20 protein-coding genes and 1 pseudogene are annotated in these 22,054 nt (G+C 66.9%); 7 read left to right on the top strand and 14 right to left on the bottom strand.

Annotated elements, in window-relative coordinates; genetic code table 11:
* Genes V5F68_RS13035 through V5F68_RS13065 form a run of 7 tightly spaced genes read right to left on the bottom strand, consistent with a single transcriptional unit; the run spans position 1 to position 6,109 of the window.
* Positions 1-291 (bottom strand): UxaA family hydrolase, encoded by a 291-nt coding sequence (locus V5F68_RS13035; protein ID WP_394015134.1) that lies wholly within the window; start codon positions 289-291, stop codon positions 1-3.
* A 13-nt stretch (positions 292-304) separates the two neighbouring features.
* On the bottom strand, positions 305-1,462 hold the full coding sequence (locus V5F68_RS13040; RefSeq protein ID WP_394015135.1) for a UxaA family hydrolase: 1,158 nt from the start codon (positions 1,460-1,462) through the stop codon (positions 305-307).
* A complete protein-coding gene (locus V5F68_RS13045; RefSeq protein ID WP_394015136.1) occupies positions 1,455-2,525 on the bottom strand; it encodes an Ldh family oxidoreductase in 1,071 nt (356 codons plus the stop codon). Before V5F68_RS13045 ends, V5F68_RS13040 begins: the two co-directional genes overlap by 8 nt.
* Positions 2,522-3,535: a succinylglutamate desuccinylase/aspartoacylase family protein gene (locus V5F68_RS13050; RefSeq protein WP_394015137.1), complete on the bottom strand. Its 1,014-nt coding sequence runs from the start codon at positions 3,533-3,535 to the stop codon at positions 2,522-2,524. Before V5F68_RS13050 ends, V5F68_RS13045 begins: the two co-directional genes overlap by 4 nt.
* On the bottom strand, positions 3,532-4,368 hold the full coding sequence (locus V5F68_RS13055) for an ABC transporter permease (RefSeq protein ID WP_394015138.1): 837 nt from the start codon (positions 4,366-4,368) through the stop codon (positions 3,532-3,534). Before V5F68_RS13055 ends, V5F68_RS13050 begins: the two co-directional genes overlap by 4 nt.
* A complete protein-coding gene (locus tag V5F68_RS13060; RefSeq protein ID WP_394015139.1) occupies positions 4,365-5,141 on the bottom strand; it encodes an ABC transporter ATP-binding protein in 777 nt (258 codons plus the stop codon). The genes V5F68_RS13055 and V5F68_RS13060 overlap by 4 nt, the downstream gene beginning before the upstream one ends.
* Complete coding sequence (locus tag V5F68_RS13065) at positions 5,141-6,109, bottom strand: ABC transporter substrate-binding protein (protein ID WP_394015140.1); 969 nt, start codon at positions 6,107-6,109, stop codon at positions 5,141-5,143. Before V5F68_RS13065 ends, V5F68_RS13060 begins: the two co-directional genes overlap by 1 nt.
* 147 nt (positions 6,110-6,256) lie before the next feature.
* Between V5F68_RS13065 and V5F68_RS13070 the strand changes: the two are divergent.
* Both V5F68_RS13070 and V5F68_RS13075 read left to right on the top strand, forming a co-directional pair.
* Positions 6,257-6,391 (top strand): annotated as a pseudogene (locus V5F68_RS13070) (LysR family transcriptional regulator); the annotation flags it as partial.
* Positions 6,392-6,427: 36 nt separating this feature from the next.
* Complete coding sequence (locus V5F68_RS13075) at positions 6,428-7,141, top strand: LysR substrate-binding domain-containing protein (RefSeq protein ID WP_509274711.1); 714 nt, start codon at positions 6,428-6,430, stop codon at positions 7,139-7,141.
* A gap of 163 nt (positions 7,142-7,304) precedes the next feature.
* Here the strand turns inward: V5F68_RS13075 and V5F68_RS13080 are convergent, their stop codons facing one another.
* The 3 genes from V5F68_RS13080 to V5F68_RS13090 form a co-directional block, all read right to left on the bottom strand.
* On the bottom strand, positions 7,305-11,027 hold the full coding sequence (locus V5F68_RS13080) for a vitamin B12-dependent ribonucleotide reductase (RefSeq protein ID WP_394015142.1): 3,723 nt from the start codon (positions 11,025-11,027) through the stop codon (positions 7,305-7,307).
* Positions 11,028-11,503: 476 nt separating this feature from the next.
* Entirely contained in the window at positions 11,504-13,402 is a 1,899-nt protein-coding gene (gene mutL / locus V5F68_RS13085) for a DNA mismatch repair endonuclease MutL (protein ID WP_394015143.1), read from the bottom strand.
* Positions 13,403-13,562: 160 nt separating this feature from the next.
* Positions 13,563-14,510 carry a ring-cleaving dioxygenase gene (locus tag V5F68_RS13090; protein WP_394015144.1) on the bottom strand — a complete coding sequence of 316 codons (948 nt, stop codon included), beginning with the start codon at positions 14,508-14,510 and terminating at the stop codon, positions 13,563-13,565.
* A 289-nt stretch (positions 14,511-14,799) separates the two neighbouring features.
* Between V5F68_RS13090 and queE the strand changes: the two genes are divergently transcribed.
* Together queE and queD are read left to right on the top strand one after the other, a co-directional pair.
* On the top strand, positions 14,800-15,435 hold the full coding sequence (queE, locus tag V5F68_RS13095; RefSeq protein WP_394015145.1) for a 7-carboxy-7-deazaguanine synthase: 636 nt from the start codon (positions 14,800-14,802) through the stop codon (positions 15,433-15,435).
* 21 nt (positions 15,436-15,456) lie between these two features.
* Entirely contained in the window at positions 15,457-15,813 is a 357-nt protein-coding gene (queD, locus tag V5F68_RS13100; protein WP_394015146.1) for a 6-carboxytetrahydropterin synthase QueD, read from the top strand.
* Positions 15,814-15,823: 10 nt separating this feature from the next.
* Here queD and V5F68_RS13105 read toward each other — a convergent pair whose 3' ends face one another.
* Positions 15,824-16,372, bottom strand: a complete 549-nt coding sequence (locus V5F68_RS13105) for an NADPH-dependent FMN reductase (protein WP_394015147.1) — start codon at positions 16,370-16,372, stop codon at positions 15,824-15,826.
* A 114-nt stretch (positions 16,373-16,486) separates the two neighbouring features.
* Between V5F68_RS13105 and V5F68_RS13110 the strand changes: the two genes are divergently transcribed.
* Complete coding sequence (locus V5F68_RS13110) at positions 16,487-17,122, top strand: MarC family protein (RefSeq protein WP_394015148.1); 636 nt, start codon at positions 16,487-16,489, stop codon at positions 17,120-17,122.
* A gap of 21 nt (positions 17,123-17,143) precedes the next feature.
* Here the strand turns inward: V5F68_RS13110 and V5F68_RS13115 are convergent, their stop codons facing one another.
* The 3 genes from V5F68_RS13115 to chpT all read right to left on the bottom strand — a co-directional run bounded on the left by V5F68_RS13115 (position 17,144) and on the right by chpT (position 19,759).
* Positions 17,144-17,845: a sulfite oxidase-like oxidoreductase gene (locus V5F68_RS13115; protein WP_394015149.1), complete on the bottom strand. Its 702-nt coding sequence runs from the start codon at positions 17,843-17,845 to the stop codon at positions 17,144-17,146.
* A 58-nt stretch (positions 17,846-17,903) separates the two neighbouring features.
* Positions 17,904-18,911, bottom strand: coding sequence for an LLM class flavin-dependent oxidoreductase (locus V5F68_RS13120; protein ID WP_394015150.1), 1,008 nt, complete (start codon positions 18,909-18,911; stop codon positions 17,904-17,906).
* A gap of 188 nt (positions 18,912-19,099) precedes the next feature.
* Positions 19,100-19,759, bottom strand: a complete 660-nt coding sequence (chpT, locus tag V5F68_RS13125) for a histidine phosphotransferase ChpT (protein WP_394015151.1) — start codon at positions 19,757-19,759, stop codon at positions 19,100-19,102.
* 293 nt (positions 19,760-20,052) lie between these two features.
* Here chpT and V5F68_RS13130 point away from each other — a divergent pair, with 293 nt between their 5' ends.
* Both V5F68_RS13130 and V5F68_RS13135 read left to right on the top strand, forming a co-directional pair.
* Entirely contained in the window at positions 20,053-20,724 is a 672-nt protein-coding gene (locus V5F68_RS13130; protein ID WP_394015152.1) for a DUF1134 domain-containing protein, read from the top strand.
* 83 nt (positions 20,725-20,807) lie between these two features.
* Complete coding sequence (locus V5F68_RS13135) at positions 20,808-22,007, top strand: coiled-coil domain-containing protein (protein WP_394015153.1); 1,200 nt, start codon at positions 20,808-20,810, stop codon at positions 22,005-22,007.
* Positions 22,008-22,054: the final 47 nt, after the last annotated feature.

Raw genomic sequence — 22,054 nt, forward strand, 5'->3', positions numbered from 1 at the left:
CTAAGCGAGGTCCCCGCGTCCGCGCAGGGACTCCATATTGTGGATATGGACATGCGCACCGGCCGGAATGGGGGCGGTGGCGCACCCCACGGTCACCCCATATTTGATGACCGGCGCTCCTTGCGCGATCGCGGCGAGGGCAAACTTGTGACCGTCCGGGATCGGCGCGGACGGCGCCCGCCGGCCCTGCTCCACACCCCGCAGCGCGAGCGCTTCGCCGGCCTGCGCATCCGCGCCGAGCACGGTCGCCACATTGTCGCTGGTGTGGAGGATGAACGCGACCGCAGCCATTTCTCACTCTCCCTCAGATGGATGGCCGGATGCGGCTGATGGCGATTTCAAGCTCGCCCAGCCGCTCGGCAGCGGTCAGCGTCCCGCGCGCCACATCCTGCATGCAGGCCTCGATGCGCGCCGCAGCCTCGGCGAGGCTGGTGTCCCCCGTCACGATGTCATCCAGCGGCACGTCGATATGCTCCGCCATGGTGGCGCAGGTCCTTGGGTTGCCGCAGATCTTGATGGTGGGCGACACCGGGCTGCCAATGGAATTCAGGGCCCCGGTGCCGAACAGGATGATGTGAGCGCCGCCCGCCGAGAGGGCCGTGATGTTCTCGGTGGCGGGCGCGGGCGCATCCATCAGCCAGAGGCCCGGCCCAGGGGCCGCCGCTCCATAGGCGAGCACGCCGCGCAGCGGGCGCGACCCGCTCTTGCACATGGCGCCGAGGGATTTCTCCTCAATGGTGGTGAGGCCGCCCTTGATGTTGTCCGGGGCCGGATTGACCGCATTGAGATTGACATGCGCAGCCTCGGCGATGCGCTCATATTTGAGGATGGTCTCGCGCACCTGACGGGCGACATCCGGGCTGGCGGCGCGGGCATCCAGCGCCTCCTCCCCGCCGAGCAGCTCGACCGGTTCGGAAAACACGAGGCGTGCGCCGGCATCCACCATCCTGTCGCAGAGGATGCCGATGGCCGGGTTGGAGACCAGGCCGGACGAGGAATCCGAGCCGCCGCATTCAAGGCCGATGGTCAGTTCCGCCGGCGAGAAAGCGGAGCGCTCCAGCGCCGCCGCGTCCGCCTGCCAGCGTTCCAGGATCGCCCGCCCCGCCTCCATCACATTGCGCGTGCCCAGGCACCCCTGGATGGAGAGCGTCTCGACAGGCTTTCCGCTGCTGCGGATCGGAGCCGCCACCCGCTCCCCCGCCACCGGCTCCAGGCTCACCACCAGAACCGCATAGACATTGGGATTGAGGCCGAGGCCGGCCATGGTGCCGATGGACAAGTCCAGGTCGTCGCCCAGCTGGCCCCGCCCATAGAGCGGGGTCAAGGCCACCGCGTCCGGGACGACGGCCGCGAGCCGCCGGGCGACCGGATTGGCTGCATCGGTGGCGGAGATAACGGCGAGCAGGTTGCGGATGCCGAGCGTGCCGTCCGCACGCCGGAAGCCGAGCCAGTTTTCAGCCATGGAGGCGCATGCTTTCGGGCAGGCCGAACTCGTCGGCGAGGGCGTGGAGTTCGGCGAGGATTTCGGGTGCAAGCGGAATTCCCGCCGCCGCGCGCTGGCGTGCCACGGCCTGGCGCCGGGCACCCGGCAGGCGGATGGTCTCGCCTTCGCGTGCGGGGGCCTCAGCCAGGGCATCGGTCATCTGCGACATCCGGCTTGAGAATTCCGCCTCGTCCATGAGCGCGGTGGGATCGATGGCCACGAAGAGCTGGCCGATGCCGGCGGCACCCTGTGCCGAATGTTGGGACCCCACGTTCGGCGCGAACGCGCCGCCGGCGAGGATGCCGGTGAGGATCTCCAGCGCCAGGATGAGCGCATAGCCTTTCGCGCCCGCCATGGGCAGCACCGAGCCCGCGAGGGCGGCCTTCGGATCGGTGGTCGGCGCGCCCTTGTCGTCCACCGCCCAGCCCTCCGGGATGGCGCGGCCGGTGCGGGCGGCAAGCAGGATCTGCCCGCGCGCCGCGACGCTGGTGGCAAGGTCCACCACGATCGGCGCGGCGCCGTTGGGCGCGGCGACGGCGAGCGGATTATTCGTGAAGAAGGCCTTCGTGCCACCCCAGGGCGCGACCACGGGCTCGCCGCTCGAGGCGCTGAGCCCCACCATGTCCGCCTCCGCCGCCATGGCGGCATAGAAGCCGGCATGGGCATAATGGTTGCTGTTACGCGCCATGACCCAGCCGATGCCGAACTCCCGAGCCAGTTCGATGGCCCGGCGCATGGCCGCTTGCCCCACGACCGGGCCGAGTCCGTTGTCGCCGTCGAGTACGCCGAGCCCGCCCCGCCCCCTGATCCAGGAGAGGGACGGCGCGGGGTTGATGGCCCCCGCCCGCACCCGCCGGGCATAGATGGCGAGGCGCGCGACGCCGTGGGTATCCACGCCTTCGAGGTTGGCGGAGACGAGGCAGGCGGAGGTCTCCTGCGCATGGGTGCGGGAGCACCCCGCCTGCTCGAGGATCCGCGCTGCGAATGCCTCGAGCGCACCGGCCTCAACACGACACGCGGCTGTAGGCCCGGCTGCGGTCAATGCCCGCTCTCCATGAGGGCGCTTTCGGCGATGGCATAGCCCTTCGCCCCGGCATCCACGATGCCCGACATGCGGCTGAAGAAGATCACGCCGTCGCACGGCGCGCGCAGCTCTTCCACGGCTTCCAGGGTGAAGGGGTCGATCACGGTGCCCAGCAATTCGTCCCGCTGCACGGCGCGACCGAGATCGGAAGGCTCGTCGGCCAGCGAGAGAAGATAGCCGGCGCGCGTGGGGTTCGCCTCCTTCCGGGCCTTGCGGCCGAACATATGCTGGTCGGGAACGGGCGCCGCCTGGCGCTCCAGCATCCCCAGCAGGCCCATGACCGCCTCGATGCCGCGGACGGTCATGTCGCGATAGAAATTGGCGAGCGGGGTCGGAAGATAGGTGCCGCCCACTTCGACCGCGCAGGCCGCGATGCCGAGCTTGTTGGCGTGGCCGGCCGCGGTGGACGGCGGCAGGAAGTTCACATGCACGAAGCCGGTGCCGAACGCCTCGCACATCGCGAGGCTGCGGGCACGAACATCGCCCGTCGCGTCCTCGTTGAGGTCGGCCCGCTGCTGGATGCGCCCGCCATTGCCGCCCGCATGGATGTCGATCAGCGCATCGCACCGCGCGATCACCTCGCGGGCGATCACGGCGGCAATCATCTCGGTGATGGAGCCGCGCGCATTGCCCGGAAAGCAGCGATGAAGGTCGGTATTCTCCCGCTGCTCGCTGGTCTCCCGGCGCAGGTCCGCGAACGCCAGGGGATTGGCGACAGGCAGGAGCAGCAGGGTTCCCGCCAGGGTCGAGAGGTCGAGGCCGTCCAGCAGCGCCTTCAGGGCGACGAGGGAGCCATTCTCATCCCCGTGCACGGAGCACAGGACCGCCAGCGTCGGGCCTTCGGCGGCGCCGACAAGGACGTGGACGGGGATGGACAGGTCGCCCCGCAGGGTGCGGGTGACGGGCAGCGAGACGAGGGCGCGCGTGCCGGGCGCGATCTGGCTGGAGCCGAGAACGAAGGCACTCATAGACTCATACCCCATTTCTTGATGGTAGCTTTCTCGATCAGGTCGAAGGCGAACTTCTCGAACACGTAGCCGATGATCGCGATGGTGATCATGCCGGCGATCACCTCCTCGCCGCGCATGAGCCCACGGGCATTGTCGATCATGAAGCCGAGGCCGGAGCGCGCGGAGAGGATTTCCGCGCCCACGATCACGCGCCAGGACGTGCCGTAGGTGAGCCGCAGGCCGGCGATGACGAACGGCAGCGCGGCGGGGATGATGACGCGGGTGAAGGTGCGCCATTGCGAGGTGCCGAGCGCGAGCGCCGCCCGGCGATACACGGGATTGATGCTGGTGATGCCGGCCTGCGTGTTGAACAGCAGCGGCCAGATGGACGAGAAGAAGATCACGAAGATGATCGACTCGACGCCGATGCCGAACCACAGGATGGCCAGCGGCACCCAGGCGAGGCCCGGGATCGGGTAGAGCAGCTGGAGGATGGGCTGCACCGGCTCGCGGAACGCCTTGGAATAGCCCAGCAGCACCCCCACGGGCAGCGCGAACGCCACCGAGAGCAGGAAGCCGGTCATCTGCCGCCCCAGGCTGATGCCGATGTTCTGCAGCAGGTATCCGGACCGCGTCATCTCAACCAGCGAGATCACCACGGCTTTGGGCGAGGGCAGAAGGAAGGGCGGATAGATCCGCAATGACGCCACGACGTGCCAGAGCACCACAAGGGCGACCAGCAGCCAGAGATGGCGCAGCGGGCGGGCGATGAATTGCAGGAACAGTTTCAAGGCGGTGTCCTTCACGTGGCTGCCGTCCGCCGGTCGCCTGTCGAGGCTCGTGAGGCTCATGCGGCGGCTCCCACGGGTGCGATTTCATCGGCGATGGCCTGGAACAGGCGGTAGCGCAGCTCGGTCATGGACGGATCGTTGGGGTTGCGGGTGTGCGGATGGTCGATGGCCTCGATCAGCTTGATCCGCCCCGGCCGCGCGGACAGGACGATCACCCGATCGGCGAGCACGATCGCCTCTTCCAGGGAGTGGGTGATGAGCACCATGGTCTTCTTGGATTCCCGCTGGATGCGCAGCAGCTCGATCTGCATCAGGTAGCGGGTCTGGGCATCCAGCGCCGCGAACGGCTCGTCGAGCAGGAGGATATCGGGGTTCGGTGCAAGCGCCCGGGCGATGGCGACGCGCTGCTTCATGCCGCCGGAAAGGCGGTTCGGATAGGAATCCTCGAAGCCGGCGAGACCCACGAGCTTCAGGAACTCCCCGGCCTTCTGCTTCGCCTCGGCGACGGGCATGCCGAGATTGCGCAACCCGAACGCGGCATTCTCCGCGACCGTCATCCAGGGGAAAAGCGCGTATTCCTGGAACACGTAGCCGCGCTCCGGGCCAGGCTTTTTCACCGGCTTTCCACCCACCAGAACCTCGCCCGTGGACGGTTTCTCGAAGCCGGCGATGATGTTGAGCAGCGTCGTCTTCCCGCAGCCGGACGGGCCGAGGATGCAGACGAACTCCCCCTCCTGCACCTCAATGTCCGTGGGCGAGAGGGCAAGAAACGTTCCCTTGCCGTCGGGCTTGGGGAAGCTCTTGCTGACGTTGGAAATGGTGATGCCGGCCATCACATGGCATCCTTCGGCAGGAAGGAGGTATCGACCACGGGCGCGAGGTCCGGCGCGGACTTGATGATGCCGAACTTCATCATGGCGTCGGCGAATTTCGACAGGGCCATGGGCTCGATCTTCGCGGTGAAGGTGAGGCTGCGCATGGATTCCAGCTGCAGCGCCAGATCCGCCTCCGTGCCGCGCATGATCTTGTTGACCATCTCGGCGACCTTCTTGGGATCATCGTTGATGAATTTGATGACGTCGCAATGGACGGCGACCAGCTTGCGCACCGTGTCGGGGTCCTTGGCGACCATGTCGGCCCGCGCGGCGACGATGGCGGAATAGGCCGGCCCGTCCCACATCCGGTCCGGCGGCACCAGGACCTTGGCGCCCATGGCGACCGCCTGGGACACGTAGGGATCGAACGACACGGCGGCATCCACGTCGCCGCGCCGCAGGGCCGTGATGTTATCGGTGGGCGCGAGGGGCACGATCTCCACATCGGCCTTGGTGAGACCGGCCTGCGGCATCACGTACATTTCGAACTGGAGCGCATGCGTGGTGACGCCGCGCGGCACGGCGACCTTCTTCCCCTTGAGGTCGGAGACGGCCTTGATCTTGTCGTCGAACGCATAAACGCTGGTTCCGCCGATGGTGGTGGCGGCCAAGATCTTGATGGGCAGCCCCACCTGGAGCAGCGTCACGGCATTCGGCACGTTGATGTAGCCGAAGGGCGCGCTGCCCGCCGCCATGGCTTCCGCCGCCGCACCGCCATTGCCCAGGTCGCGGTGATCGACCGAAAGCCCATATTTCTCCCAGAGCTTCATTTCCGTGGCGATGAACGGCATGCAATGGGGCCAGCCCAGCCGCCCCGACACCACCGTGATGGTCGAAGCCGCGCGCGCCGGGAGTCCGGTGACGAATGGCACGGCAGCGGCGCCCATCAATTGCAGGAAGCTGCGCCGGGGAAGCAGGTGCGGCATGATCGGCTCCATTAGAAAAAATGTTTCCATTCTCCTCGCAACGACCGTGCCAACTTTAAAAAATCTCTATTTCCGCCATTTTTGGTTTAGCATAGGTTGCAGTTGAGATAGTTTATCTAATGCAACCCATCTCCCTGGGGTTCAAAAATGGAAAATCTTCCCCCGTTGAACGCCCTCCGGTCATTCGTCGCGGCTGGCGCAACTTTGAGTTTCACGAAAGCGGCGTCGGATCTGGGCGTGACGCAGGCGGCCATCAGCCAGCAGGTGCGGCTTCTTGAACAATATTTAGGCAATGCCCTGTTTATTCGGCAGCACAACATGCTTCAGCTGACCGAAGCCGGGGCACAGCTTCTGCCGCGCTACCAGGATGCGCTGTTTTCCATTTCTGCCGTGTCGGAATCGGTGCGAACCCGGCGCCCGCCCGGCATCCTGCGGGTCAGCACCCTCCCCGGCTTCGCCCAATGCTGGCTCGTGCCGCGCCTAAAATCCTTCTGCGACGCCAATCCTGACGTGGAGATCCACCTGACGACATCTCACCGCACCGCCGATTTTCCCCATGGGGAGGCGGACATCGCGGTGCGGGTAGGCGTCAGCTGGCCCGGGCTGGATGCCACATTCCTCATGGGCACCCAGATTACCCCCGTATGCAGCCCGCTGCTGCTCGCGCGGGGGCCGGGCCTGCGCAATCCGGAGGACGTGCTGCACTATACGCGCCTGCACTCCACCACCGATCCGGACGATTGGCGCACCTGGCTGACCGCCGCCCAGGTCAGCGCGGACGATATCGATCGCGGGCCGCGGCTCGATTCCTTCGTCCTCGCCATCGGCGCCGCCCATGCGGGCGTGGGCGTCGCCATCATCCGCCGCAGCCTCGTCGCCGACGACCTCGCCAAGGGCCGGCTTGTCGCCCCATTCACGCTGGCGGTGGAGGTGCCCGGCGGCTGGCACCTCATCCATCCCCACGAGCACGAGCGCCGCTCGGAGATCCGCCGCTTCAAGGAATGGATTATCGCGGCCGCCCATCGCGATTAGGCAAAACGCCGGTTGGCCGACATTTCATCAGCCCCTATCTGATGCTGAAGCCGCCGCTTTCCCGTCTTGCCCGCCTCGATGCAAAAAGGCCCGTCGCCTTGCCAGCGACGGGCCTTCTTTCACTCAATCACCGGTGCGGCCCATCAGGCGCCGCAGCTTTTCCTCAGCTGCAGCCGGTGGTGCCGCCGCAGGTGTCGCACTTCAGGCAGGTGCCGTTGCGCACCATGGTGAAGTTCATGCACTCGGGGCAGGCTTCGCCCTCATAGCCCTTGGCGCGAGCCTCGGCGCGGCGGTCGGCGGTGCGGGCCGCGCCCCAGTTCAGCGAGGTCGAGACCGAGATCTCGACGCTCGGCGCGGTCTCGGCAAGCGCGTCCTCCCGCAGGGCCGGGGAGATCTCCGGCTCGGCCTTCAGGGCGGTCGCCCCTTCGGTGCGCGCCCGCAGCATGGTGACATTGTCGCTGGCCGCGCGCGGCTCGGCCGGCGGGGTGGCGAGCAGGCTTACGTTCTTGCCGCGCACCAGCCCCTTGGAGACCACCCGCGAAGCCGCCGAAGTGGGCGCCTTGCCTTCGTCCACGCCCTTGCCGAGCGCGTCGAAGCCGGTCTCGGAAGGCTCCACATGGCCGAGGTCGTTGCGGCCGAGATAGGACACCGCCAGCTCGCGGAACACATAGTCCAGGATCGAGGTGGCGTATTTGATGGTGTCGTTGCCCTGCACCGGGCCGGCGGGCTCGAAGCGGGTGAAGGTGAAGGCGTCCACATATTCTTCCAGCGGCACGCCATATTGCAGGCCCAGCGAAATCGCGATGGCGAAATTGTTCAGCAACGAGCGGAGGGCCGCGCCCTCCTTGTGCATGTCGATGAAGATCTCGCCGAGCGAACCGTCGTCATATTCGCCGGTGCGCAGATAGAGCTTGTGGCCGCCGACCACCGCCTTCTGGGTATAGCCCTTGCGGCGATCGGGCATCTTCTCGCGCTCGCGCACCCGGTGCTCGACGATGCGCTCGATCACCCGCTCGACGATCTTCTCGCTGACCGTGGCGGTGCGGGCGGCGGCGGGCTGGGCGACCAGCGCCTCGACCGCATCCTCCTCGTCCTCATCGTCCGCCACGAGCTGAGCATTGAGCGGCTGGGAGAGCTTGGAGCCGTCGCGATAGAGCGCGTTCGCCTTCAAAGCGAGGCGCCAGGAGAGCAGATAGGCCTCCTTGCAATCGTCCACCGTGGCGTCGTTCGGCATGTTGATGGTCTTGGAGATCGCGCCCGAAATGAAGGGCTGCGCCGCCGCCATCATGCGGATGTGGCTCTCCACGGAGAGGAACCGCTTGCCGATGCGCCCGCACGGCGAGGCGCAGTCGAACACCGGCAGGTGCTCGGCCTTCAGGAAGGGGGCGCCTTCGAGCGTCATGGCACCGCAGATGTGCACGTTGGCCACATCGATATCGGCCTTGGAGAAGCCGAGATGGGTCAGAAGGTCGAACTTCGCATCGGCGAGCTGCGCCGGCGCGACGCCGAGCGACTTCACAAGGAAGTCCTCGCCGAAGGTCCAGCGGTTGAACGCGAACTTGATGTCGAACGCGGTCTTCACCGCCGCTTCCGCCTTGGCCAGCGCCGCGTCGTCGAAGCCCTTGGCGCGCAAGGTGGAATGGTTGATGGCCGGGGCCTGGGCCAGCGAGCCGTGGCCCACCGCATAGGCCTCGATCTCGGCGATCTGTGCTTCCCCGTAGCCGAGCGCGCGCAGCGCCTCGGGCACGGCGCGGTTGATGATCTTGAAATAGCCGCCGCCGGCCAGCTTCTTGAACTTCACCAGCGCGAAGTCGGGCTCGATGCCGGTGGTGTCGCAATCCATCACCAGGCCGATGGTGCCGGTGGGGGCGATCACCGAGACCTGGGCATTGCGATAGCCGTTGGCCTCGCCGCCGGCGAGGGCCTTGTCCCACGCGCTCTTGGCGTGCGCGGCGAGGCGGGCGTCCTTGATCGAGGCATGGTCGAGCGGCACCGGGGCGACCGAGAGCCCCTCATAGCCCGAGGCTTCGCCATAGGCGGCGCGGCGGTGGTTGCGGATCACCCGCAGCATGGACGCGGCATTGGCGTCATAGGCCGGGAAGGTGCCCAGCTGGGCGGCCATCTCGGCCGAGGTGGCATAGCAGATGCCGGTCATGATCGCGGAGATGGCGCCGCCGATGGCGCGTCCTTCCGGCGAGTCATAGGGAATGCCGGAGCTCATCAGCAGGCCGCCGATATTGGCGTAGCCGAGGCCGAGCGTGCGGTATTCATAGGACAGCTCGGCGATGCGGCGCGAGGGGAACTGCGCCATCAGCACGGAGATTTCCAGCACCACGGTCCACAGCCGCACCGCATGCTCGAAGCTCTCCACGTCGAAGCGCTTCTCGGCGTCGCGGAACTGCAGCAGGTTCAAGGACGCGAGATTGCAGGCCGTGTCGTCCAGGAACATATATTCCGAGCACGGATTGGAGGCGCGGATCTCGCCGCCCGCCGGGCAGGTGTGCCAATCGTTCACGGCGGTGTGGAACTGGATGCCGGGATCGGCGCAATGCCACGCCGCCGAGCCGATCTTCTCCCACAATTCGCGGGCCTTGATGGTCTTGGAGATCTTGCCGTCGGTGCGGCGGATCAGGTTCCAGTCGGCATCGGCTTCCACCGCGCGCAGGAAGTCGTCGGTGACGCGCACCGAATTGTTGGAATTCTGCCCCGCCACCGTGAGATAGGCTTCCCCGTCCCAATCGGTGTCATAGATGGCGAGATCCAGATCCTTATAGCCCTGGCGGGCATATTGGATGATGCGGCGGATCGCGGCGTCGGCGACGCAGGCCTTGCGGGCGGCCTTGATCTCGCGCTTCAGCGCCGGGTTCTTCTCCGGGTCGAAGCAATCATCGCCATTGCCGTCGCAATTCACGCACGCCTTGAGCACGGCTTTCAGGTGCTTGGCATTGATCTTGGAGCCGGTGACGAGCGCGGCGACCTTCTGCTCTTCCGCGACCTTCCAGTCCACATAGGCTTCGATATCGGGATGGTCAGCATCCACCACCACCATCTTGGCGGCGCGGCGCGTGGTGCCGCCCGACTTGATGGCGCCGGCGGCGCGGTCGCCGATCTTCAGGAAGCTCATGAGGCCGGACGAGCGCCCGCCGCCGGAGAGCTTCTCGCCCTCGCCGCGCAGGGACGAGAAGTTTGAACCGGTGCCGGAGCCGTACTTGAACAGGCGCGCCTCGCGCACCCACAAATCCATGATGCCGCCGTCGCCGACGAGATCGTCGGCCACCGACTGGATGAAGCAGGCGTGCGGCTGGGGATGCTCATAGGCGGAAGTTGAGGCGGTCAGCTCCCCGCTCTCGTGGTCCACATAGAAATGGCCCTGCCCCGGCCCGTCGATGCCATAGGCCCAGTGCAGGCCGGTGTTGAACCATTGCGGGGAATTGGGCGCCACCATCTGCATGGCGAGCATGTAGCGGTGCTCGTCGAAGAACGCCTGGGCGTCCGCCTCGGTGTCGAAATAGCCGCCCTTCCAGCCCCAATAGGTCCAGGTGCCGGCGAGACGGTCGAACACCTGCTTGGCGGAGATTTCCCCCACCGTGCGCTGCTCCCTCGGCAGATCGGCGAGCGCCGCCTCGTCCGCCACCGAGCGCCACAGGAAGGAGGGGACGGCATTCTCCTCCACCTTCTTGAGGCGCGCGGGGACGCCGGCGCGGCGGAAATATTTCTGCGCGAGGATATCGCTCGCGACCTGGGAGAATTGGGCCGGAACTTCGATGCCTTCCTGGCGGAAGACCACCGAACCGTCCGGATTGCGGATCTCGCTCACCGTCTCGCGGAACGGAATGGCCGCGTAGGGAGACTGTCCATCCGTGGTGTAGCGGCGTTCAACGCGCATGACCGAAGCTCCTCGCCCCTGGGGGCACATATTAGCTCAAAGGGCGCAACCGGTACGCAACAAAGCGGGTACGGCGGCGTGCGCCGTCCCTGGCCGGACTGCTGTGATGGGGATCCGCGCCGGTCGGGTCCGAGGCCGAAGCCAGAGGATTTGTCCGCCGCTGAGGTGACTGACGCTAAAGCGAGTCTGCCGATTCCGCAAACACAGATTTGGGGCCAACGAAGCCGTTCGCCTACTAAATATAGTGGACCACAGCCTGTTAATAAAGTCCTAACGCCCTTGCGGGCGTGGAGTTTCCGCAGGTCCCGCCCTGTGGATAGCGGCCCCGGCGCGCGGGCCGTCTTATGCACGTCATCCACAGCCGGCGAACCATATTCGGGCCATTTTTTCGCCGCGATCCGAAAGCGCTTGCGCCGGCCCGACTCGCCCGTTTCACGCGATACCGTCGCAGCCGACCCACTAGCCCTGGTAGGTCCTCACCGCCGGGCGAACAATTTTTCCATGTCCTTCAACGACAGGGCGACGAAGGTCGGCCGACCGTGATTGCACTCCCCCGCATTAGGGGTCGATTCCATCTCGCGGAGAAGAGCGTTCATCTCCTCCACCTTCAATCGGCGCCCGGCCCGCACCGAGCCGTGGCAGGCCATGGTGGCGGCCACATGCAGCAGGCGGCGTTCCAGCGGTAGGGCATCGTCCCATTCCGCCGCATGCTCGGCGAGGTCGCGCACCAGGCGCGTGACATCGCCGTCCTTCAGCAAAGCGGGAACCTCCCGCACCAGCACGGCGCCGGGACCGAAACTTTCCACCACCAGCCCGAGGGCGGACAAATCCTCCGCCCGCTCGGTCAGCCGGTCCGCCTCGGCCGGCTCCAGATCCACCACCACCGGCACCAGCAGCCCCTGGCGGGCCACCCCGTCGCGGGCGAGCGCGGCCTTGAGCTTCTCATAGACCAGGCGCTCGTGGGCGGCGTGCTGGTCCACCAGGATCACGCCATCGCGGGTCTGGGCGACGATATAGGTCTCGTGCAATTGCGCCCGCGCGGCGCCGAGCGGCTTGTCCAGGTCCGCCCCATCCACCGGCGTCGCGGCGGGGCGGGAATCGGCGGTCGGCGCGCCCACGTCCAGCAGGCCTTGCAGGCCCGGGAGCGGCGCAACGCCCTCCCCGCTTTCGGAAAACCCATCGTCCCCGAAAGGCCGCGCCGGCGAAGAGCGCCAATCATAGGGCGCCGCGGGCGAGGGGCGCGGCTCGACGAAGCGCGGCGTCCAGGCCGGCCCGGAGGCCAAAGCGGCCGCCCCGGTGCGCAAGGGCATGGCGAGCGCCTGCTCCTGCGGGCGGGCGAAGGCCACCAGCCGGTCGGCCATGCTGCCGGCGGTGCGGGGTGCCCGCAAAGCGAGCGCATCGGAGAGCGTGCGCACGATGAGCGCGCGGATGTTGCCGCCGTCGCGAAACCGCACCTCGGTCTTGGCGGGGTGGACGTTCACATCCACCTCGCGCGGGTCGAGCGTGATGAACAAGGCCAGCAGCGGGTGGCGATCGGACGGCAGCAGGTCCGCATAGGCGCCGCGGATTGCGCCCATCAGCAGCTTGTCGCGCACCGGGCGACCGTTCACGAACACATATTGGGAGAGCGAATTGGCCTTGGAGAAGGTGGGCAGGCCCGCCAGCCCCTCCAGCACCGCCCCGCCCCGCTCACCCCGCACGGGGATCACATTATGCCCCGCCTCGGCCCCCAGCACGTCGGCGATGCGCAGCGCCCGGCCGGCATCATCCGCCGTGCGGGCGGGATAGGTGAGCGGGCCGCGCTCCTCGGCGACCAAGGTGAAAGCCACCTCCGGCCGGGCGAGCGCGAGGCGGCGCACCACGTCGAGCGCGGCGGCGGTTTCCGCCCGGTCGGATTTCAGGAATTTCAGCCGCGCGGGGGTGGCGAAGAACAGGTCGCGCACTTCCACCCGCGTGCCGCCATTGAGCGCGGCGGGGCGCGGCGGGGCGACCACGCCGCCCTCCACCCGGATTTCATAGGCATGGGGCGCGCCCGCCGGCCGGCTGGTGATGGCGAGCCGCGCCACCGCGCCGATGGAGGGCAGCGCCTCGCCCCGAAAGCCGAGGGTCGAAATGGAGAGCAGGTCTTCCGTCGGCAGCTTGGAGGTGGCGTGCCGCTCGATGGCCAGCGACAGCTCGTCCGGCCCCATGCCGCCGCCGTCGTCGGTGACGCGGATGAGCCTGCGGCCGCCGCCGTCGATCACCACTTCGATGGCGCGGGCGCCGGCATCGAGCGCGTTCTCGACAATCTCCTTCACCGCCGCAGCCGGCCGCTCCACCACCTCGCCGGCGGCGATGCGGTCGATCAGGACGGGAGGCAGGCGGCGGATGGCCATGGACAAACGACTCGCAGAGATGGCCGCCCAGGATAGCGCACGAGGCGCCGCGCGACAGGGCGCGGGCGCGATCGTCCCCGTGATCCCCTGATACGGCCGCAAAATGAAAAAGGCGCCAGAGGAAAACTCCAGCGCCTCTTCTCAAAACCTAAAGGCGTCCTCACGCCGCCAGCGGCTTCAGCCCCGCTTCGATCTGCGCCCGGCGCGCTTCCAGGAACGGCGGGAGCGAGAGCTTTTCGCCCAGCGTCGCCAAAGGCTCGTCGGCGGTGAAGCCGGGTTCGTCCGTGGCGAGCTCGAACAGGATGCCGTTGGGCTCGCGGAAATAGAGGCTGCGGAAATAGAAGCGGTCCACCGGGCCGGAGGACGGCATGCCGAATTCCCGCAGGCGCGCCGTCCAGGCATCGTAATCGGCGAAGGTGGGCACACGGAACGCCACGTGATGCACCGCCCCCGCGCCCTGCCGCGCCCGGCCCATGCCCTTGTCCACCCGCACCTGAACCTCAGCCGAGGGGCCCCCCTCGCCCATTTCATAGACGAAGGTTTCCACCCCGTCCGGCCCGGCGAAGCTGCGCGCCTTGCGCATGCCCATCAGGCCGGTCAGAACGGCGTCGGTGGGCGCGAGATCCGGCACGCTGAGGGTGATCGGGCCGAGGCCGCGGATCTGGTGGGCGGCGGGCACCGGGCTGCGGTCCCAGGCGATGCCGGGGCCCTGCCCGCCATCGACGATCAGGCTCAGGCGCTGACCCTCGCGATCCTGAAGATCAAGCGTCGCCCGCCCGTCCCGCTCGGCGATCGGATCGGCCTTGACGCCGGCATCGGCGAGGCGCTGCGCCCAATAGTCGAGCGCCGCCTCGTCCCGCACCCGCAGGCCGGTGCGCACCACTGCATTGGTGCCGCGCTTCTCGGGCATCACCGGCCAGTCAAAGAAGGTGAGGTCGGTGCCGGGGTTCGCTTCCCCATCCGCATAGAAGAGGTGATAGGCCGAGGTATCGTCCTGGTTCACAGTCTTCTTCACCAGCCGCATTCCCAGCGTATTGGTGTAGAAATTATGATTGTACGGAGCATCCGCCGTGATGGCGGTGAGGTGGTGGATGCCGGTGAGTTCCATAGCCGTCTCCCGAGGCGGCGCCTGCCGCCCGATTGGGGTCTCGATCCGGCGGTTCCGCGCCGGGTCCTTGGCCATCTACTTAAGGGCGGCCTCCGCAGGGTGCGAGCAGCGCCTTCGCAAACCAAGTTTGCGCGCGTGCATGCAGACTTCGGCGGAATTTGCCCGAAAGCCATGCGAACAGGCAAAGTGAAGCGCGGGAAACAGCTTTGAACCCGGTGTTCGTCCGTGTCCCATCGGCCCCGTCGCGCCCACCTGCCCTTTCGCGGTAAAATGGGCTAAGAGGCGCGCCATGGCCTATGCGGTGAAGGAAATGTTCAAGACCCTCCAAGGCGAGGGAGCCCAGGCGGGACGGGCGGCGGTGTTCTGCCGTTTCGCCGGCTGCAACCTATGGTCGGGCCGGGAAGAAGATCGCGACACCGCCATCTGCCGGTTCTGCGATACCGATTTCGTCGGCATGGATGGGGACGGCGGCGGCCGCTTCGCGGACGCGCAAAGCCTGGCCGAAGCGCTCTCGCGGGTCTGGGGCGCGGAGGGATATGAACGCCGCTATGTGGTGTTCACAGGCGGAGAACCGTTGCTGCAACTGGATTCCGCCTTGGTGGCCGCAGCCCATGCGCGCGGCTTCGAGATCGCCATCGAGACCAACGGCACGCTGGCGCCGCCGGAGGGGATCGACTGGATCTGCGTCAGCCCGAAGGCGGGGGCGCCGCTTGTTCTGACGCGCGGACAGGAACTGAAGCTGGTCTATCCACAATCTGGGATTGTGCCGGATACCTTGGACGAGCTGGATTTCGCCCATTTCTTCCTGCAACCCATGGACGGCCCCCGCCGGGCCGAGAACACCGCCGCTGCGGTTGCCTATTGCCTTGACCATCCGCGCTGGCGCCTTAGCGTCCAGACCCACAAGATGGTTGGAATCCCTTAAGTTTTCACCGAGCATGCACCCATGAAGATCACCCAGGCCTTCACCTTCGAAGCGGCCCACCGCCTGCCCAACGTGCCGCAGACGCACCGCTGCTTCCGCATGCACGGCCATTCCTACCGGGTGGAACTGGTGCTGGACGGGCCGGTCGATCCGGTGAGCGGCTTCGTGGTGGACTTTTTCGACGTGGAAGCCGCTTTCGCGCCGCTTCTCAAGCGGTTGGACCATTATTGCCTGAACGAGATCGAAGGGCTGGAAAACCCCACGGCGGAGCATATCGCCATGTGGATCTGGCAGCGCGCCAAGCCCGCGCTGCCAGCCCTGTTCGCGGTGAAAGTCTTTGAAACGCCAATGTCCTGGGCGGAATACCAGGGCGCCTGACCGCCCCCGATCAGGGCGCGACGCGGCGGACGTAGGCTTCGAATGCCTTGAGTTGGCCGGCGATGAACTCGCGCGTGCCGGCATCGGTGAGTTCGCCCTGTTCGCTCACCTTGTGCTGGGCCTGGCCCACCATCACCTCGGGCACGTTCATCACGAAGGCGTCGAGGAACACCATGATCTGACGCAGATGATACTGCGCCCGCGCCCCGCCGAACACACCCATGGACGCCGACTGGATGAGAACCGGCTTTTCCTTCAAGGGTTTGGAGGACAGCCGGGAGACCCAGTCGATGGCGTTCTTGAGCCCGCCGGGCACGGAATAATTGTATTCCGGCGTCACGACGATCAGCCCGTCGGCCGCCTTCAGCGTCGCGCCAAGAGCGGTGACGGCGGCGGGAAAGCCTTCCGCCTGGATGTCGGCATCATAGATGGGAAGCTCCGCAACCGACGGCAGAAGCTCCACCTCGACACCCACGGGCGCCAGGGACTGAAGCGCGCGGGCGATCGCCGCGTTGTAGGAGCCCTTGCGCACACTGCCGACCCAGACGACCCATTTCATGGATGCTCCTCATGATTGCGCCAGTTGAGGCCGCGCAGATCACGCGACCACGGACATGTGGCGTTGGCCCGCGAATTATTGCACGTTCGGCGCATTCATACATGGGGTGGCGGCATGCTTGAAGATTACGACCTGTTCCTGACCCAGTTCGTAACCCTCTGGGCCGTTTTGGAACCGGTGAGCCACCTATCGATGTTCGTCGCGACCACGGCGGAAATGTCCGCGGCGCAGCGTCGGAAGACCGCGCTTCTGTGCTGCTTCTTCGCGTTCCTGATTCTGGTCTTCTTCGCCGTGGCGGGACGGGCGCTGCTCGATGCCATGCACGTGTCGGTGCTCTCGTTCCAGATCGCCGGCGGGCTGATCCTGTTCATCTTCGCCACCGGCATGATCTTTTCGGAATCCCACGCGCCGCCGACGCTCGAGCTCGACCCGGAAAAGAACATCGCCTCGCTCGCCGTCTACCCGCTGGCGATCCCGATCATCGCCGGGCCGGGCGCGATTCTGTCCGTAGTCATCCTCGCCGACAATAATCGCGGCGTGTTCGAGCATCAGGCGGTCACGATCTCCGTGCTGGCCGTGCTCATGGGCCTGATGGCGGTGCTGTTCTTTCTCGGCGACTATGTGCTCAAGGTCGTCGGCAGCGCAGGAGCAAACCTGATCCGGCGCATCATGGGTCTGGTGCTGGCCGCCCTTTCGGTGGACATCGTCCTCACGGCGCTGGCACGGTGGCTGAACCTGCCGCCGATCTGAGGCGGCAGGCGGCGCCAGCGCTCATTCTTCCGAATAGCGCTGTTCCCTCCACGGGTCACCGCGCTCGTGATAGCCCCGCTCCTCCCAGAAGCCGAGCTTGTCGCCGGGGAGAAACTCGATCCGCTTCAACCACTTGGCGCTCTTCCAGAAATACAGATGCGGCACCACCAGCCGCATGGGGCCGCCATGCTCGCGCGTCAGCGCTTCCCCCTGCCAGCTATGGGCGAGGATCGCATCCGGAGCGGCGAAATCCTCCAGCGGCAGGTTGGTGGTGTAGCCATCATAACTGTAGAGCAGCACGAACCGCGCCTCCGGCATCGGTTCAACCATTGCAAGCAGATCGCGGGTGGAAACGCCGTCCCAGCCATTGTCGTAGCGCGACCAGGTTGTGACGCAATGGATGTCGCTCACCTCATGGGTCTGGGGCTGGGCGCGGAAGGTCGCCCAATCCCAGGAGAGCGGGTTTTCCACCAGCCCATCCACATCCAGCCGCCAGGACATGGGGGAGACGAACGGCTGCATGCCGAGATCAAGCACCGGCCAGTCCTTCACCAGATGCTGGCCGGGCGGAAGGCGGTCCGCCTCCGGACGGGAGATGCGGCCGGTGAGGAAGCGGCCTTCCTTGGCCCAGCGCTGCTTGGTGCGGGTCAGCTTGGTCTCCGCCGCCTCGGCGGCCCCCGGCGCAGCGGGATCGGGAAGGGACGGCGAAGGTTCCTCAGTCATGACCCGCTCCATTCAAACGCGTGCGCTGCGTCCAGCCTCCCACAGCCCAGACCCGGCCTCAAGCAAGGACCGGCGTGCGTGGCGCGATGGCACCGACTTCGGCAAGGATTTCATAGCTGCGCAACCGCGCACCGTGATCGTGGATCGCCGCCGCCACCATGAATTCGTCGGCCCCAGTCTGCGCCAGCAGGCGCTCCAGCCCCGCCCGAACGGTGGCGGGCCCGCCGACCACCGAGCACGCCAGCATGCCCGACGCCTGGCTCTTCTCCATCGGCGACCAATAGGTCTCGATGTCGTCGATCGGCCGGGGCAGCAGGCCCCGAGTTCCACGGAACATGTTGGTGAACGCCTGCTGGGCGGAGGTGAACAGGCGCTTGGCTTCGGCGTCCGTATCGGCGGCGATCACATTCACGCCAACCATGGCGTGGGGCTTCGCGAGCTGCGCCGAGGGCTCGAACCGCTCGCGGTAAACTTCCAGCGCCTGGAGCAGCGCGTCGGGCGCGAAATGGGAGGCGAACGCATAGGGCAGGCCGAGCATGGCGGCGAGTTGCGCCCCGAACAGGCTGGAGCCGAGGATCCACAGGGGCACGTTGGTGCCGGTGCCGGGCACCGCGCGGATCGTCTGGTCCGGCCGCGCTGGTCCCAGGAGCGCCTGCAATTCCAATACATCCTGCGGGAACCGGTCGGACGCGGCGGGATCGCGATGAAGCGCTCGCCAGGTGCGCTGGTCGGTGCCGGGTGCCCGGCCGAGCCCAAGGTCGATACGGCCGGGAAACAATGTCGCGAGGGTGCCGAACTGCTCGGCGATGACCAGCGGGGAATGGTTGGGCAGCATGATGCCCCCTGCCCCCACCCGGATGGTCTTGGTGCCGCCGGCCACATGGGCGATCACCACGGACGTCGCCGCGCTGGCGATACCGATCATATTGTGGTGCTCGGCGAGCCAGAAGCGCGTGTAGCCCCAGGTTTCCGCATGACGGGCGAGATCAAGCGAGCGGGCCAGGGCATCGGCGGGCGTACCGCCGTCGGGAACCGGGGCGAGGTCGAGAATAGAAAGAGGGGGCATGGGATGTGCGCTCCGTGGGTGCGGGCGACATCGCGGCGCCCGTGGCATCTCAGCTTCACCGGCAGACATGCGCCCCCACCGGCGCGACAAGAGATTGGGACCCGCGAGTGGAAAAACAAGGGCCGCGGCGGCTCAACCTCCGCATGCGACGGTAGGCGGCACCCGCCTGGAGGGACCCTCGATCCGCCTCAGGCCGAAAGGGCGTTCAGCGTGACGGTCTCGCCATCGATGGCGAAATCGACGGAAATGCCGCAATCGCGGGCGAGAAGACCGGCGTAATAAGGCTGAATCGCGTGGGCATCGAGCCCGCCATCGGGAACGCCGCCGGCGATCAGCGCCGGCACCGTCTGCGGGATGCGTGCGCTGACGCCGTTGGTGGTGATGACGAAGCCCTTCTCCACCCCGCCCGGCGCGGCATCCACCTTGATGACTCCACCGCGCGGAATGGTGGTGCCGGCCAGCAGCACCAGATTAAGCAGCAGCTTCACCCGGTTCTTCGGCTGGAACTCCCGCGGCAAGGTCCATTCGATCTTGGTGCGGGAATCCTCCATCATGCCCCGGACTACCTGGTCGGCGTCGCTTAGGTCGATGGTGGCTCCGGCGGAGCCCGCCGCGCCGAAGGCAAGACGAGTGAATTGCAGGCGGGCGGAAGCTTGGCGGGCACTCTTCGCGATCAGGTCGAGGGCAACCTCGCGCATGTCGGGGGCGTCCTCATCCTCCAGCACTTCGAGGCCGTTGACGATCGCGCCCACCGGGCTGATCACGTCGTGGCAGACGCGCGAACACAGCAGCGCCGCGAGATCGAGGGGGGAGATGGCAAGCTTCACGGGGGCGTCGGAAAGGGACATGGCGGATCCGTAGACGGCGAGACCGGCCGATCCCACCGCGAGGGCGAAGCCGGCAATGCCCGCGGGAGCGAGTGCGGTCTGATACCCTGCACCTCGCCCGGCCACAAGCCGGCTTTGGAATAGGTGGAGCCGAGAATCCTGCAATATCAGGCCTTGGCGAAAGCGCCGCCGTGCTGAAACCGGCCGACCCGAAGGTTCGACCGCCTTGCCTCGCGCCTTTTCTGCGTCACAGTCATCAGCGAACCTACGCTGCCGATTCGCGGCGATCCTTGAAAGCCCAGCGCGAGACCTTCATGACCGCTCTGCGATCCGCCCTTTTCCGCCTCGCCGCCAGCGCCGCCCTCTGCTCGGGCTTTGCGGGAGCCGCCGCCGCCCAATATGCACAGCAGCCCCAGCCGGCCCCCCAATATGCCCAGGCGCCACAACAGCAATATGCCGCGCAAAATCGCTATGCCCAGCCGGGCCAGCAGCCCTCTCAGCCGGCGCCGTATTCCACCAATGAACTGGTGAGTAAGGGCCATTCCTTCTTCGGAAGCGTCTCGCGCGGCCTTGCCCTTTCCATCGAGAAGGCAATCGGCCAGTGGGGGCAGCCGAACGGCTACATCCTCGGCCAGGAAGGCGGCGGCGCTTTCGTCGGCGGTCTGCGCTATGGCGAGGGCACGCTGTATACGCGCAACGCCGGCGACCTGAAGGTGTTCTGGCAGGGCCCGTCCATCGGCTGGGACTTCGGGGGCGACGGCGCGCGCACAATGATCCTTGTCTATAACCTGCGCACTGTGGACGATGTGTTCCGCCGGTTCGGCGGGATCTCCGGTTCGGCCTATTTTGTCGCCGGCTTTGGAATGACGGCCTTGACCGCGGATAACATCGTCGTAGTCCCCATCCGCTCCGGCGTCGGGGTGCGGCTCGGCGCGAACGTGGGCTATCTGAAGTTCACGCCGCAGGCCACCTGGAACCCCTTCTGATCGCGCAAGCCTCTCTCCCGCTGGCACGAAAGGCTGCGGCGTCGTATGTATGACGACATTGCAGTTGAAAGCGTAGGTTCCGCGTGATCGAGCAGATCATGTATTTCGCGCTGGGCGTCCTAGGGGCGACCCTCGTGGCTCTAATGGTGCTGCCTGCCGTTTGGCATCGGGCGGTGCGCCTCACCACGCGCCGCATCGAAGCGGCCGTGCCGATATCCATGTTCGAGATCCAGGCGGAAAAGGACCAGCAACGCGCTGGCTTCGCCCTGAACCAGCGGCGCCTGGAGCTGCAGCTTGAGGCGGTGCGCGAAAGCGTGGTCGCCCATGCCCGCACCATCGAGCAGCAGCGCCTTCGCGTGGTCGAACTGGACAAGGCGCTCGCCGCCAAGACCGCAGATCATGCCGCCCTGACCCTCGCCCATGAGGACTTGAATGCGCGCTTCAATGCTGAACAGACGGCTTTGATCGAGCGCAACGCCCAGCTTGCGGAAACCTCGGCGACCCTGGAACGGACCACCGCCGACCTCTCCCAGACCCGCGGCGCGCTTGCGACCACCACCGCACGTGCCGACGATCTGGCCGCGCGCCTTGCCGAACGCGAGGCGACGCTCGCTGCGCGCGTTGCCGACATTGGGACGCTAGAGGCCGAACGGGCCGGCCTTTCCGCCGACCTTGCCGCCGTTCGCGCCCAATTGGACGAGACAAACGGCATCCTCGCGACGGAACGTGCTGCCGCCTCCTCCGCAGCAACCAGCGCGGAGGCCGAGCGCGTGCGTCTGGAAACCGCCCTTGCCGAAACAAGCCAGCGCCTTGCGGCCAGCGAAGCGCTCGCCGCCGAGCGCGGGACAATTCTCGCGGCCCAGGCCGACGAAATCGAAAGCCTCACGACCCGCCTCTCGGCCAGCACCGCGGACCTTGAGGCCAGCCGAGGGGTGCTCCAGGCGCTCGCCCAGCAGCGTGCCGACGAGTTCTCTGCCGCGCAGGCCGAGCAGACGCGCCTGTCTCAGGCGCTCGATATGCTTCGCGCGGACCATTCCATGATGGACGGGGCGCTCGCCAAGGCGCGAGCCGAACGCGATGCGCTGGCCGAGCGCGAGAGCGATCTGGAGATTTTGCGCACGACCCTTGCCGAGCTGGCGCAGCAGGTCGTGGCGCTTTCTGCAACGCCAGACCCCAAGACCGTGAGCGACGGCCCCACCATCGCCCCGTCTCTTCCTGCGGAGCCGGCGATTGCGGCCCCCGCGCAAGCAGCCAGCCCAGGACGTCGCAAGCGGGCCAGCTAGGTCGGCTCAGCCTGACCGGTCGTCGCTACGCGACACATGGCGATGTC

It is taken from the genome of Roseixanthobacter pseudopolyaromaticivorans (assembly GCF_043195145.2).
Taxonomy (GTDB): Bacteria; Pseudomonadota; Alphaproteobacteria; order Rhizobiales; family Xanthobacteraceae; genus NCEH01.

What these genes read in the sequence shown, in the direction of transcription:
- V5F68_RS13080 (WP_394015142.1), bottom strand. Translation starts at nt 11,027, where the DNA reads ATGCGCGTTGAACGCCGCTACACCACGGATGGACAGTCTCCCTACGCG.
- V5F68_RS13050 (WP_394015137.1), bottom strand. Translation starts at nt 3,535, where the DNA reads ATGAGTGCCTTCGTTCTCGGCTCCAGCCAGATCGCGCCCGGCACGCGC.
- V5F68_RS13115 (WP_394015149.1), bottom strand. Translation starts at nt 17,845, where the DNA reads ATGACTGAGGAACCTTCGCCGTCCCTTCCCGATCCCGCTGCGCCGGGG.
- V5F68_RS13090 (WP_394015144.1), bottom strand. Translation starts at nt 14,510, where the DNA reads ATGGAACTCACCGGCATCCACCACCTCACCGCCATCACGGCGGATGCT.
- V5F68_RS13055 (WP_394015138.1), bottom strand. Translation starts at nt 4,368, where the DNA reads ATGAGCCTCACGAGCCTCGACAGGCGACCGGCGGACGGCAGCCACGTG.
- mutL (WP_394015143.1), bottom strand. Translation starts at nt 13,402, where the DNA reads ATGGCCATCCGCCGCCTGCCTCCCGTCCTGATCGACCGCATCGCCGCC.
- V5F68_RS13120 (WP_394015150.1), bottom strand. Translation starts at nt 18,911, where the DNA reads ATGCCCCCTCTTTCTATTCTCGACCTCGCCCCGGTTCCCGACGGCGGT.
- V5F68_RS13035 (WP_394015134.1), bottom strand. Translation starts at nt 291, where the DNA reads ATGGCTGCGGTCGCGTTCATCCTCCACACCAGCGACAATGTGGCGACC.
- V5F68_RS13040 (WP_394015135.1), bottom strand. Translation starts at nt 1,462, where the DNA reads ATGGCTGAAAACTGGCTCGGCTTCCGGCGTGCGGACGGCACGCTCGGC.
- queD (WP_394015146.1), top strand. Translation starts at nt 15,457, where the DNA reads ATGAAGATCACCCAGGCCTTCACCTTCGAAGCGGCCCACCGCCTGCCC.
- V5F68_RS13110 (WP_394015148.1), top strand. Translation starts at nt 16,487, where the DNA reads ATGCTTGAAGATTACGACCTGTTCCTGACCCAGTTCGTAACCCTCTGG.
- V5F68_RS13060 (WP_394015139.1), bottom strand. Translation starts at nt 5,141, where the DNA reads ATGGCCGGCATCACCATTTCCAACGTCAGCAAGAGCTTCCCCAAGCCC.
- queE (WP_394015145.1), top strand. Translation starts at nt 14,800, where the DNA reads ATGGCCTATGCGGTGAAGGAAATGTTCAAGACCCTCCAAGGCGAGGGA.
- V5F68_RS13130 (WP_394015152.1), top strand. Translation starts at nt 20,053, where the DNA reads ATGACCGCTCTGCGATCCGCCCTTTTCCGCCTCGCCGCCAGCGCCGCC.
- V5F68_RS13075 (WP_509274711.1), top strand. Translation starts at nt 6,428, where the DNA reads ATGCTTCAGCTGACCGAAGCCGGGGCACAGCTTCTGCCGCGCTACCAG.
- chpT (WP_394015151.1), bottom strand. Translation starts at nt 19,759, where the DNA reads ATGTCCCTTTCCGACGCCCCCGTGAAGCTTGCCATCTCCCCCCTCGAT.
- V5F68_RS13105 (WP_394015147.1), bottom strand. Translation starts at nt 16,372, where the DNA reads ATGAAATGGGTCGTCTGGGTCGGCAGTGTGCGCAAGGGCTCCTACAAC.
- V5F68_RS13065 (WP_394015140.1), bottom strand. Translation starts at nt 6,109, where the DNA reads ATGCCGCACCTGCTTCCCCGGCGCAGCTTCCTGCAATTGATGGGCGCC.